Consider the following 12,034-nt stretch of genomic DNA (forward strand, 5'->3'; position numbering starts at 1 on the left):
GTCCGGGCGCAGCGTTTCGGGTGGATGCGCGGCAGGGGTTCCCGCCAGGTGGCTTTGCTGCGGTACCTGCTGATTCGGCTGTTGCTGATTCTGCCGACCGCGTGGTTGCTGGTGACAGTGGTGTTCTTCCTGATGCGGGTGATCGGCGACCCGATCAGCGCGGCCATGGGAGGTCGACTGACCCAGGATCAGATCGAGGACCGCAAGGAAGCCGCGGGGCTCAATCGCCCTATCCTGACGCAATATTGGGAGTACATCACCGGTTTTCTGCACGGTGATTTCGGGCGGACCCAGGACAACCAGCAGATCAGCGAGGTGGTGATCACCTATGGTGCCGCCACCTTCGAACTCGTCTTCTGGGGCCTGCTCGTCGCGTTCGCTGTCGGCGTTCCGCTGGGCAGATACGCGGCGACACACCGGGATACGCCCTCGGACGCGTTTCTGCGGTTCGCCGCGGTGCTCGCCTACGCCGCGCCGGTGTTCTTCGTCGGCATGCTGCTCAAGCTGATCTTCTCGGTGTGGCTCGGCTGGTTCCCGGTCGGCGGGCGGGCCAGCACGGATGTAGAGCTCGCGCTGCAACATGTTTCGCCGAAGACGAACATCCTGATCGTCGATTCGATCCTCTACGGCGAACCGTCCTATGTGCTCGACGTGCTCGAACACGCGGTGCTGCCCGCGGTGGCATTGGGGTTGCTCACCGGCGGCATCTTCCTGCGGCTGGTGCGGGTGAACCTGATCCAGACGCTGCGCAGCGATTTCGTCGAGGCGGCGCGGGCGCGCGGGTTGTCCACGCGGGTGGTCGCCGGCAGGCACGCGGTGCGCAACGCCCTGATCCCGATCATCACGGTGATGGGCATGTGCATCGCGATGATGCTCGGCGGCGCGGTGCTCACCGAGACCACGTTCGAGTGGAAAGGCTTGGGCTATCAGCTCGCCGAGTATCTGCGGGCGCGCGACTTCATCGCGGTGCAGGGCATCGTGGCGTTCATCGCGCTGGTCGTCGCGGTGATGAGCTTCGTCGTCGACGCCATCGTCGCGCTGATCGACCCGAGGGTGAGGTTCTAGATGGGCACCGCTGTGAAACGCCGGCGTCTGCCCGGCGCCGAGCTGTTGTCGAAAACCGTTGGACTGCAACGGGTCACCCTCATCACCGGGTTGGTGCTGGTCGCGGTGTTCGTGCTCGTGGCGGCGTTCGCGCCGTTGCTCGCGCCCTACGGGCTGGCCCAGAACACCGCTGACGGTGTGGCTTTCGTGCCGCAGCAGGGTCCGTCGGCCGAGCACTGGTTCGGAACCTCGGTGCGCAGCGAGGACGTGCTCTCACGGGTGCTGTTCGGCGCACGCACCGCGCTGCTGGTGATCGCGATCTCGGTGACGCTGTCGCTGCTGATCGGGGTGCCGCTCGGCCTGCTGTCGGGGTATGTGGGGCGCTGGGTGGACAAGACACTGGTGCTGATCATGGACGCCATCTACGCGTTCCCGTCGCTGCTGCTCGCCATCGTGGTGTCGATCGTCGTCGCCGGTGGTACGTCGAGCAGTCTCGGCGGCATGCTGTCGGCGGCCATCGCGATCACGGTTGTCTATGTGCCGCAGTACTTCCGGGTGGTGCGCAACGCGACGGTCGCGGTGAAGACCGAGCCGTATGTGGACGCCGCCCGGGTGACCGGCGCGTCGACGGCGCGAATCATGTTCCGGCACATCCTGTCCAACGTCACCGGCTCGCTGCCGGTGATCGTCACGATCAACGCCGCCGACGCCATCCTCACCCTCGCTGCGCTCGGCTTCCTCGGATTCGGCATCGAGCCGACCCAGGCCGCCGAGTGGGGCTACGACCTGAACAAGGCGCTCAACGATGTCTCCAACGGCATCTGGTGGACCTCGATCTTCCCCGGAACCGCGATCGTGCTGGTGGTACTCGGGATGACGCTGGTCGGCGAGAGCCTCGACGAAACGCTGAATCCGCTGCTGCGCACCAGGCGTGCGGTCACCTCGGCAGACAAGGAAACAGTCGATGAGTGAGAAGACTGCCGCACTGGCTGTTTCGGGCCTTTCGGTCACCTTTTCGACCGACAGCGGCCCCGTGAACGCGGTGCGCAATGTGTCCTACGAGGTGTTCCCCGGTGAGGTGCTCGCCATCGTCGGGGAGTCCGGGTCGGGCAAGTCGGTGAGTTCGCGCACCGCGATCGGGCTGCTGCCGCATTCGGCGTCGGTGCGCGGGCTGATCACCATCGGCGATCGGCCGGTCACCTCGATGACCGAACGTCAGCTCACCGCACTGCGCGGTGGCGAGGTGTCGATGGTGTTCCAGGAACCGGCGCGTGCGCTCGACCCGCTGTTCACGGTCGGGTTCCAGATCTGTGAGGCACTGCGCGCGCACAGTGGGATGAGCCGAAAAGCCGCCAAGGCCAAAGCGATCGAGCTGCTGCGCACGGTCGGGCTGCCCGATCCCGAGCATCGGGTGGACTACTACCCGCATCAGCTCTCCGGCGGGCAGAAGCAGCGCGTGATGATCGCGATCGCCATTTCGTGTGAGCCGAAGGTGATCATCGCCGACGAGCCGACCACCGCGCTCGATGTCACCGTGCAGGCCGAGATCCTGGAACTGCTGCGGGATCTGCGTGATCGGCACGGCAGCGCGATCGTGCTGATCACCCACAACATGGGTGTCGTCGCCGACCTGGCCGACCGGGTGGTGGTGATGCGCGCGGGCGAGGTGGTCGAACAGGCGCCCGTCCACGAGCTGTTCGCGAGCCCGAAGGCCGACTACACCAAGGCGCTGCTCGATGCTGTTCCGCATCTGGGTGCGGCGACTATCGAGCGGCCCGCGGTCGACCGGACGGTCGCGCCGGTGCTGGATGTGAAGGATCTGGTGGTCACGTTCCCCGGGCCGTTCGGGCGGCCCGCTTTCCGTGCGGTCGACGGCGTCAGCTTGCAGATCAGGCCGGGGGAGACCCTGGGGCTGGTCGGCGAGTCGGGGTCGGGCAAGTCGACCATCGGGCGCTGTGTGGCCGCGCTACAGCGGCCGAGCGAGGGGCACGTGCTGATTCGTGGCCAGGACATCGCGGAGCTGTCCCAGCGAAAACTGCGGCCGATCCGGCGGCGGTTCGGGTTCGTGTTCCAGGACCCGGCGGGGTCGCTCAACCCGCGCCTGACCGTCGGCGAATGCGTCGCCGAACCCCTGGTCGTGCACGGCATCGGCGACAAGGCGAGCATCCGCGAGCGGGTCAGGCACATGCTCGACGACGTGCAGCTGCCCGCGGGCACCGAAAACCGATATCCCCACGAACTGTCCGGTGGGCAGCGTCAGCGGGCCAGTCTGGCGCGGGCGCTCGTGCTCGACCCGGATCTGCTCGTGGCCGACGAGCCGACCAGTGCGCTGGATGTGTCGGTGCAGGCGGCGGTGCTCGAGCTGTTCGCCGAGTTGCAGCGTGGTTGCGGTTGGGCGTGTCTGTTCATCAGCCACGACCTCGCCGTCGTCGACCAGCTGGCGGACCGGATCATGGTCCTGCGCGAGGGATCCTGCGTCGAGGAAGGCGACAACGAACAGATCCTGCGCAACCCGCACCACGAGTACACCCGCCGCCTCGTTGCCGCCGTTCCGGTCCCCGACCCGGTCGAACAGCGGCGCCGCCGCGCCGAGATCGCCGCCGACCTGCGCGAAGCGCCGACATTCGCCACCGAGCGAGGAACAATGAGCTAGGAGCCGCACGACACCCGGACTGGCGGATCGCTTAGAGTTACTAGGCATCTATCCGCCGATTCGGTTTGGAGCTTTCCCCCACGATGACTGAACAGACACCCAGCGGTGCAGGCGCTTCCTACGCCGCGGCAGGCGTGAGCATCGAAGCCGGTGACCGCGCCGTCGAATTGTTCGGACCATTGGCCAGGAAGGCCAGCCGACCCGAGGTGCAGGGCGGTATCGGCGGCTTCGCCGGGCTGTTCGCGCTCAAGGGCGGATACCGGGAACCGCTGCTCGCCGCCTCCACCGACGGCGTCGGCACCAAGATCGCCGTCGCCCAGGCGCTGGACAAGCACGACACCGTCGGGCTGGATCTGGTCGCCATGGTCGTCGACGACCTGGTGGTGTGTGGCGCCGAGCCGCTGTTCCTGCAGGACTACATCGCCATCGGCAAGGTCATCCCGGAGAAGGTCGCCGAGCTGGTCTCCGGCATCGCCGAGGGTTGCATCAAGGCCGGTTGCGCACTGCTCGGTGGCGAGACCGCCGAGCACCCGGGTCTGATGGATCCCGATGACTACGACCTGTCTGCTACGGGCGTCGGCGTTGTCGAAGCCGACTCGGTGCTCGGTCCCGACCGGGTGCGTCCCGGTGACGTCGTCATCGCGATGGGCTCGTCGGGTCTGCACTCCAACGGCTACAGCCTCGCCCGCAAGGTGCTGCTCGACATCGACCGGATGTCGCTCACCGGCCACGTCGAGGAGTTCGGCCGCACCCTCGGTGAGGAACTGCTCGAGCCGACCCGCATCTACGCCAAGGACTGCCTCGCGCTGATCGCCGAAACCGATGTGCGCACCTTCTCGCACGTCACCGGTGGTGGCCTGGCCGCCAACCTGGCGCGCGTGCTGCCCGCGGGCCTGGTGGCCGAGCTGGATCGTGGCACCTGGAACCCGGCACCGGTGTTCAAGATGATCGCCCAGCGCGGACGCGTGGAGCGCATCGAGATGGAGAAGACGTTCAACATGGGCGTCGGCATGGTCGCGATCGTGGCGCCCGAGGACGCCGATCGTGCGCTGGCGGTGCTCACCGCCCGCCACATCGACTGCTGGACACTGGGTCAGGTCAAGAAGGCCGCCGATGTCGAAGCGCCGCGTGCGGTGCTGCTGGGCGACCACCCCAGGTTCTGAGCAACGACAAACACCACTGAGCCGGGTCGCGATTGCCGCGACCCGGCTCAGCTGCGTTGAGGGGGTTTGTTCCGGTCGCTGATCGGTTAACCCGTACCCGGAGCGATTGCGCGGCGGCTCGGAGTGGCCGGGGCCTCGAGGCGAGCGAACACGACGAGCGTCCTGTGCATGCACAGGACGCTCGTCGCGTATTCAGGTATTCGCCGTAACTGCTACTGCGAGCCTGTCGTCACTCACCTGAGAACGGCTGGAAGGGGGAGGCCGGCCGGCCTCCCCCTTCGTCGCTGTCAGGTCAGCGGCGCCAGCTGTCGTAGCCGTCGTCCTCGTCGTTCCAACGAGACGGCGACTCGTCCGCATCATGCTCATCGGACAGCACTGCACCACTCCTTGGTTGGGAGTAGGGCGGAGCATCGCTATCCGACAGCTCGCGCTGAAGGCTCGCGAAGTCGGTCGGCGCGGAGCTGTACTTGAGCTCACGTGCGACTTTGGTCTGCTTTGCCTTAGCCCGGCCACGGCCCATGGCTGACCCCCTCGCGTCACTGCGGGGCGGCCTGGGGTTTGTTGGCGGCCCCGTTCGAATTAATACTCTTCCTGACAGACACTTTAGCGTGTGTCAGACCGTCGCGCTCCCAGGAGTGGGTGAAGACCTGTCGAAGCGCCCCGGTTTGCCCCGTCTTCGCCCAGACCGCCCGGTCTCAGATGACTCCCGGGATCGCCCGGATCACACCGACTCTGGCGTCGCCGCCGAACACCGCGGTGGCCGCGAGCTGAGTGTGCTGATCGGTCCACTCGACGCCGAGTTCGCGCAGAATCGCCAGCGTCAGCGGCATCCTGGCCCGATCGTGACCGTCTTCGATCTTGTACGCGAAGGCCCTTCCGTCGGGTAGCGCACCCGCGTGGACGCCGTCGGCGCCGATCTTGCAGAACAGTCCGGGGGTCGCCGACATGGCCAGTAGATCCGGCCCGCTCGTGCCGGAAATCACTCGTGGATTCGCCCGAACGGCGTCGGCGATCCGGCGCGGCGCGGTGCCGGATTCGGCCGTGGTGAAGCCGGCGAACGCGCGCGCGAGGTTGATCAGCGAGACGGGCACGATCGGCAGGCCGCAGCCGTCGATGCCCAGATCGGTCTCCGGTTCGCCGGTGACGTCGGCGACGGTGGCCAGGACCGCTTGCTGGAGTGGGTGCTCGATCTCGAGATATCCGGTGCGCGGCCAGTCGTTGATCGCGCAGGTCGCCAGCATCGCGGCGTGTTTGCCGGAGCAGTTCATGTACAGCGGGCTCGGGCCTTCGCCGGTGATCGCGGCGGCGCGGGCCTTTTCCTCGAAGGGCAGGTCGGGTGGGCAGGCGAGGTCCGCGGCGGTGTAGCCGAAACGGTCGAGCAGGCGACGGACGAGGGCGATGTGGTCGGGTTCACCGAAGTGGGAGGCGGTGGCGATGGCGAGTTCGTCGTCGTCGACCGGGTCGAAACCGTTGCGCAGCAGGGCCAGTGCCTGCATCGGCTTGTTGGTGGAGCGCGGGAAGATCGGGCCGTGGATCTCGCCGAGTTCGAGGGTGGGGGTGCCGAAGGCGTCGAGGATCACGACGGAACCGCGGTGCACGCACTCACGGAAACCGGAACGGACGACTTCGACCAATTCGACACTCATGCGCTGACCTCCGTGCTGACCTGTGGACCGTTCATGCCCGGACCTCCACAGTGACCTCGGTGCGGGTTCTGGTGTGGCGGTCGATCTGCATGTGCACGTCGGCGGAGATCGTCGGTTCTTCCGCGCGCAGGCGTTCGAGGCGGGCGGGGTCGGCGCCGGTGAACAGATCGCGCACGGTGATGCCGTGTTCGGGGACGTGAACCACGCGGACTTCGTCGCCCGCGCCGATCGTGCCCTCGGTGAGCACCCGGAAGTAGGCGCCGGTATCGGATCGCAGGGCGAAGCGTTTCACCCAGCGCGGTTCGCCGGACCACTGCTGGAAGGTCGCGCAGGGCACGCGGGGCGCGCTCACCTCGAGGAGGGTGTCGCCGATCGCCCAGTGCGCGCCGAGCACCGCGTCGCTGACCGGGAGGCCGGTCAGGCGCAGGTTCTCGCCGAACCAGCCCGCGGGTAGTTCGCGGTCGAGTTCACCGGCCCAGCGGCGGGCGTCCTCCTCGGCGTAGGCGTAGACGGCCTGGTCGATGCCGCCGTGGTTGGCGGTGTCGCAGACATGGTCACCGGCCAGACCGAGCGCGGCCACGGCTACGCGGCCATCGACAGGACGCTTGTCGATGGCGGTGCGGCCGACGCGCGTACGGACCTCGATCTCGGCGTGCACGACGCACACGGCCTCGACGCGGCCGGTATCGCCCACGCGCAGGACCGGACGGTTCATCGCCCGCGCAACCGGTTGACGGCGGCGCGCCCCGCCTGCTCGGTGTCGTCGGCGGGGATCGAGTCGGGGTCGATGGCGGCGGCCATGCTGCCGACCACGAGTTCGGTGCCCGCGGGAACCGAACGCTTGACCAGGGCCAGGGCGATCGGGCCCAGTTCGTAGTGGTCGATGACGGTGCCGAGGCGGCCGACGGTGCGGCCACCCGCGGTCACGTCGTCACCGGTCGACGGGCGCTCGTCGGCCGAGCCGTCGAGGTGCAGGAGCACGAGATTGCGTGGGGGCTTGCCGAGATTGTGGACCCGGGCGACGGTTTCCTGCCCGCGGTAGCACCCCTTGTTGAGGTGGACGGCCCCGTGCTCGGCGATGCCGCCGATCCAGCGGGTCTCATGCGGGATCGTGCGTTCGTCGGTGTCGACGCCGATGCGGGGCCGCAGCGCGGCCACTCGCAGCGCCTCGTAGGCCCACATGCCCGCCGGAGCGGCCCCGGCCGCGGTGAGCTTGGTCCACCATGCCGACAGCTCGGTCCGGGGGACGATCAGGTCGAACGAGTCCGGCATCCGGCGCAGGAAGCCACCACCGGGCAGCGCGGCGGCGACGTAGGTCTCGGGCAGCTGTGTGATGCCCAGCGCGTCGAGCAGCGTGTCCACTCGCGGGCCCAGCAGGCTCAGGACGGCGTGATCGGGGGCGGCCTCGGGTTTGGCGTCGGCCCAGAACACCATCTTCTTCAGGAACGCCAGCAGCGCGGCGCCGCGGTCGGCCTCGGTATCGAGCCACAGGGTGCCGTCGAGGTCGGTGAGGACGAAGTGATTGAGGACGCGGCCGTTGAGATCGAGGTCGAGCGTTTCGGCGCTGTGCGCGTCGGGCAGCGCGGCGATGTGCTGGCTGGTGATGGTGTGCAGCCAGGTCAGGCGCTCGGCGCCGGTGATCGTCGCGAGGCTGCGATGGGAGCGATCCACGACCGCGACCCGCTCCGCGGCAGCCTTCTGTTCTCCGAACGGGTCACCGTAATGCCAGGCGACCGCGGCGTCCGGAGTGTCGGGAGCACCCGCGACGGCACCCGGCGTATGGAGAACAGGACTGGGGACGACGACCTGTGACACGACACCCACTGTAGGCGCGTCTGCCGGCACGCGCTGAACCTGGTCGTCCTCACGGTGCGCGTCGCGAGCTCGATTCGATCCAGCCGTAGGCATAACAGAGCGATAACGCCTACGCTCGGCACATGGGAGAACGGGTTCTTGTGACACTCGACGGAACGGTCGCTGACGCGAACGTGCCGTCGCTGTATGCCGACGACATCGGCGCGCTACGCGGCGATGGAGTATTCGAAACGATTTTGGTGCGCGGCGGCACGGCCACCGCGCTGGAATTCCACCTGGCGCGGCTGCGTCGTTCGGCGCAGGCGCTGGAACTACCGGAGCCGGGTCTGTCGAGATGGCGCACCGCGGTGGAACTGGCCGTGAAGGAATGGGGATCGGAAGAGGAAGGGATGTTGCGGCTGATCTACACCCGCGGTCGCGACTCGGAATTCGACGCGCCGCGCTCGGAACTGGCGCCGGAGGACCCGCAGCCCACCGCGTATGTGCTCGTCTCCCCGGTGCCCGCGCGGGTCGCGACGGCGCGCGCGGAGGGCGTGAAGGTGATGTCGCTGGCGCGCGGCATCTCGGTCGACCTCGCGCAGGCGGCGCCGTGGCAGCTGCTCGGCGCGAAGACCCTGTCGTACGCGACCAATATGGCGGCGCTGCGGTTCGCGCGGCGGATGGGCGCCGAGGACGTGATCTTCCACAGCACCGAACACAAGGTCCTGGAGGGACCGCGCTCGTCGGTGGTGATCGCCCGCGGCAAGGAACTCATTACCGTGCCGGCCAAGAGCGGTGTGCTGCCCGGTGTCACGCAGCGGGCGCTGTTCAACGTGGCGGAGAAGGCGGGGTGGTCCTGCAAGTACCAGACACTGTTCACCGCAGACCTTTTCGACTGTGACAGCATCTGGCTGCTGTCGAGTATCACCCTCGCCGCCCGAGTGAACCAGCTCGACGGTGTGCGCATGTCGGCCCCCGGCAATGCTCAGGAGATCATCGACATGGTCGACCGCGGCATCGAACGGCCGGGGACCATCGGCGACTGGTGATCCGTGCGTGGGGCACGGGTGGGCGTGCCCCTGCGGAACGGGCTTTTCCGCGCGCCGTGGCGGTTGTCACGCTCTAGTGCGGTGAATCCCGGCGTACGATCTACTACAAGTCGTCGTAGTAGATCGGTGGAGGTCGGATGGACACCCTTGATGTCTCCCGGTGGCAGTTCGGGATCACGACCGTCTACCACTTCCTGTTCGTTCCACTGACCATCGGTCTGGCTCCGCTGATCGCGATGATGCAGACCGCCTGGGTGGTCACGGGCAATGAACGCTGGTACCGGCTGACCAAATTCTTCGGCAAACTGTTCCTGATCAACTTCGCCCTCGGGGTCGCGACGGGCATCGTGCAGGAATTCCAGTTCGGGATGAACTGGAGCGAATACTCCCGCTTCATCGGCGACGTCTTCGGTGCGCCACTGGCTTTGGAAGCGCTGATCGCCTTCTTCATGGAGTCGACGTTCATCGGATTGTGGATCTTCGGGTGGACCCGGCTGCCCAAGCTGGTGCACTTGGCGACGATCTGGATCGTCGCCATCGGAGTGAACGCGTCGGCCTTCTTCATCGTCGCGGCCAATTCCTTCATGCAGCACCCAGTAGGCGCGCGGTACAACCCGGAGACCGGACGTGCTGAGCTGGAAAGCATTGGGGCGCTGCTGACCAACAACACGGCATTGGCTGCGTTTCCGCATGTGGTGGCGGGCGCGTTTCTCACCGCGGGCACCTTCGTGGCCGGTATCGCGGGATGGTGGATGGTGCGCAACGCGCGCAGTGGCGATCCCGCGAAACTCGAAGCGGCGCGGACAATGTGGCGACCGGTGGGACGCGCGTCGCTGGTGGTGGTCGCGCTGTCGGGTGTCGCGCTGATCTTCACCGGTGATATCCAAGGCAAGCTGATGTTCGAACAGCAGCCGATGAAGATGGCATCGGCGGAATCGTTGTGCCACACGGCGACTGATCCCGACTTCTCCATTCTCACCGTCGGCACGCACAACAATTGCGACAGTGTGGTTCACGTACTCGAGGTGCCCTATGTGCTGCCCTATCTCGCCAAGGGTGAGTTCACCGGGGTGACGCTCGACGGTGTGGTCGATCTACAGAAGACCTACAACGTCGCGTACGGGCCCGGCGACTATCGGCCCAACCTGTTCGTCACCTACTGGTCCTTCCGCGCCATGATCGGGCTGGCAGGCGGGTCGGTGCTGCTGCTGCTGGCCGGATTCTGGGTGACGCGCGGTGGCCGGGTGCCGAATCAGCGATGGTTCGCCTGGCTGAGCCTGCTCGCGATCCCCACGCCGTTCCTCGCCAATGCCGCGGGATGGGTGTTCACCGAGATGGGGCGTCAGCCGTGGGCGGTGGTGCCCAATCCAACCGGTGATCCGAACATTCGAATGACGGTGCAGCAGGCGGTCTCCGAACACGATGCCGGCACCGTGCTGTTCTCGCTGGCGGTGTTCACGCTGCTCTACGGTGCGCTCGCGATGGTGTGGTTCTACCTGATGCGGCGCTATGTCGTCGAGGGGCCGGACACGCAGGTGCACGCGGCGAGTTCGGCCGACTCGGATACTCCCCAGCTTTCCTTCGCGTACTAGGAGCCGACGATGGGTCTGCAACAGTTCTGGTTCATCTTGATCGGCGTGCTGTTCACCGGCTACTTCGTGCTCGAAGGATTCGACTTCGGCGTCGGCATGCTGATGCCGATACTCGGTAAGGGCGCCGATGCGCGCAGGCGTGTGGTGCTCAATACGATCGGGCCGGTCTGGGACGGCAACGAGGTGTGGCTGATCACCGCGGCCGGGGCGCTTTTCGCGGCATTTCCCGAGTGGTACGCCAGCGTGTTCTCGGGGTTCTATCTGGCGCTGCTGCTCCTGCTGGTCGCGCTGATTCTGCGCGTGTGCGCGATCGAATACCGGGGCAAGATCAATGATCCGAAGTGGCGGGCCTGGTGTGATATCGGGATCGGGATCGGATCGTGGATTCCGGCGCTGGCCTGGGGATGGGTGTTCGCGAATATGGTGCGGGGCGTGCCGTTGAACGCGGACAAGCAGATCGTCGGTTCGGTCGGGGATCTGCTCAGCCCGTACGCGTTACTCGGTGGGTTGACCACCGCTGTTCTCTTCGCGCTGCACGGTGCGATGTTCCTGGTGCTCAAGACGGCGGGTGAGGTTCGGACGGATGCCTTGCGGATCGCCGGATTGCTGCTGATGCCCACCGCGGTGGTGGTCGGCGGATTCGGGTTGTGGACTCAGCTCGCCTATGGCGCCGGGTGGACCTGGATTGTTCTGGTGACGGCCGTGCTCGGGCTTGTTCTCGCCGCGGTAGCCAATTCCGCGGGGCGTGATGGATGGGCCTTTGCCGGCACGACGCTTACTGTTGTCTCGGCGACGGTGTTGATCATCGGGTCGATGTATCCGAATGTGCTGCCCTCGACCATCAGTCCGCTCTACGACCTCACCATCTACAACGCGTCGTCGACGCCGTATACGTTGAAGGTGATGAGCTGGGCGGCGTTGATCGCTACGCCGGTGGTGCTGATTTATCAGGGGTGGACCTATTGGGTTTTCCGGCAGCGGATTCGGGTGGAACAGATTCCGCCGCCGGTGGGTTTGCCGTTGAGCGGTAAAGGCTGACCGATGGAGTCGGCCTCGTCCCGAGAAGGTTTCGCTCGCGAAAGGTCGGACGCGG

11 protein-coding genes are annotated in these 12,034 nt (G+C 66.7%); 7 read left to right on the top strand and 4 right to left on the bottom strand.

Annotated features, from left to right (window positions below; all coding sequences use genetic code 11):
• Positions 1 to 24 precede the first annotated feature (24 nt).
• The 4 genes from ACTWPB_RS02985 to purM all read left to right on the top strand — a co-directional run bounded on the left by ACTWPB_RS02985 (position 25) and on the right by purM (position 4,860).
• Complete coding sequence (locus ACTWPB_RS02985; RefSeq protein WP_446226219.1) at positions 25 to 1,065, top strand: ABC transporter permease; 1,041 nt, start codon at positions 25 to 27, stop codon at positions 1,063 to 1,065.
• Positions 1,066 to 2,016 carry an ABC transporter permease gene (locus tag ACTWPB_RS02990; protein ID WP_446224204.1) on the top strand — a complete coding sequence of 317 codons (951 nt, stop codon included), beginning with the start codon at positions 1,066 to 1,068 and terminating at the stop codon, positions 2,014 to 2,016.
• Positions 2,009 to 3,697 (top strand): ABC transporter ATP-binding protein, encoded by a 1,689-nt coding sequence (locus ACTWPB_RS02995; protein ID WP_446224205.1) that lies wholly within the window; start codon positions 2,009 to 2,011, stop codon positions 3,695 to 3,697. Before ACTWPB_RS02990 ends, ACTWPB_RS02995 begins: the two co-directional genes overlap by 8 nt.
• Positions 3,698 to 3,780: 83 nt before the next feature.
• Positions 3,781 to 4,860: a phosphoribosylformylglycinamidine cyclo-ligase gene (gene purM, locus ACTWPB_RS03000; protein WP_446224206.1), complete on the top strand. Its 1,080-nt coding sequence runs from the start codon at positions 3,781 to 3,783 to the stop codon at positions 4,858 to 4,860.
• A gap of 292 nt (positions 4,861 to 5,152) precedes the next feature.
• On the opposite strand, the gene ACTWPB_RS03005 is transcribed toward purM, so the two are convergent.
• From ACTWPB_RS03005 to ygfZ, 4 genes are all read right to left on the bottom strand, one after another.
• Entirely contained in the window at positions 5,153 to 5,380 is a 228-nt protein-coding gene (locus ACTWPB_RS03005; RefSeq protein ID WP_266297215.1) for a DUF3073 domain-containing protein, read from the bottom strand.
• 175 nt (positions 5,381 to 5,555) lie between these two features.
• Complete coding sequence (locus tag ACTWPB_RS03010) at positions 5,556 to 6,506, bottom strand: asparaginase (RefSeq protein WP_446224207.1); 951 nt, start codon at positions 6,504 to 6,506, stop codon at positions 5,556 to 5,558.
• 31 nt (positions 6,507 to 6,537) lie between these two features.
• Complete coding sequence (locus ACTWPB_RS03015; RefSeq protein ID WP_446224208.1) at positions 6,538 to 7,221, bottom strand: MOSC domain-containing protein; 684 nt, start codon at positions 7,219 to 7,221, stop codon at positions 6,538 to 6,540.
• Entirely contained in the window at positions 7,218 to 8,321 is a 1,104-nt protein-coding gene (ygfZ, locus tag ACTWPB_RS03020) for a CAF17-like 4Fe-4S cluster assembly/insertion protein YgfZ (protein ID WP_446224209.1), read from the bottom strand. The genes ACTWPB_RS03015 and ygfZ overlap by 4 nt, the downstream gene beginning before the upstream one ends.
• Before the next feature lie 122 nt (positions 8,322 to 8,443).
• Here ygfZ and ACTWPB_RS03025 point away from each other — a divergent pair, with 122 nt between their 5' ends.
• From ACTWPB_RS03025 to cydB, 3 genes are all read left to right on the top strand, one after another.
• On the top strand, positions 8,444 to 9,349 hold the full coding sequence (locus ACTWPB_RS03025; RefSeq protein ID WP_446224210.1) for an aminodeoxychorismate lyase: 906 nt from the start codon (positions 8,444 to 8,446) through the stop codon (positions 9,347 to 9,349).
• A gap of 137 nt (positions 9,350 to 9,486) precedes the next feature.
• A complete protein-coding gene (locus ACTWPB_RS03030; RefSeq protein WP_446224211.1) occupies positions 9,487 to 10,941 on the top strand; it encodes a cytochrome ubiquinol oxidase subunit I in 1,455 nt (484 codons plus the stop codon).
• A 9-nt stretch (positions 10,942 to 10,950) separates the two neighbouring features.
• Complete coding sequence (cydB, locus tag ACTWPB_RS03035; protein WP_446224212.1) at positions 10,951 to 11,979, top strand: cytochrome d ubiquinol oxidase subunit II; 1,029 nt, start codon at positions 10,951 to 10,953, stop codon at positions 11,977 to 11,979.
• Positions 11,980 to 12,034: the final 55 nt, after the last annotated feature.

The organism is Nocardia sp. IBHARD005 (assembly GCF_052814245.1).

Coding starts and splice junctions, on each gene's coding strand:
- ACTWPB_RS02985 (WP_446226219.1), top strand. CDS start 25: ATGCGCGGCAGGGGTTCCCGCCAGGTGGCTTTGCTGCGGTACCTGCTG.
- ACTWPB_RS02990 (WP_446224204.1), top strand. CDS start 1,066: ATGGGCACCGCTGTGAAACGCCGGCGTCTGCCCGGCGCCGAGCTGTTG.
- ACTWPB_RS02995 (WP_446224205.1), top strand. CDS start 2,009: ATGAGTGAGAAGACTGCCGCACTGGCTGTTTCGGGCCTTTCGGTCACC.
- purM (WP_446224206.1), top strand. CDS start 3,781: ATGACTGAACAGACACCCAGCGGTGCAGGCGCTTCCTACGCCGCGGCA.
- ACTWPB_RS03005 (WP_266297215.1), bottom strand. CDS start 5,380: ATGGGCCGTGGCCGGGCTAAGGCAAAGCAGACCAAAGTCGCACGTGAG.
- ACTWPB_RS03010 (WP_446224207.1), bottom strand. CDS start 6,506: ATGAGTGTCGAATTGGTCGAAGTCGTCCGTTCCGGTTTCCGTGAGTGC.
- ACTWPB_RS03015 (WP_446224208.1), bottom strand. CDS start 7,221: ATGAACCGTCCGGTCCTGCGCGTGGGCGATACCGGCCGCGTCGAGGCC.
- ACTWPB_RS03025 (WP_446224210.1), top strand. CDS start 8,444: ATGGGAGAACGGGTTCTTGTGACACTCGACGGAACGGTCGCTGACGCG.
- ACTWPB_RS03030 (WP_446224211.1), top strand. CDS start 9,487: ATGGACACCCTTGATGTCTCCCGGTGGCAGTTCGGGATCACGACCGTC.
- cydB (WP_446224212.1), top strand. CDS start 10,951: ATGGGTCTGCAACAGTTCTGGTTCATCTTGATCGGCGTGCTGTTCACC.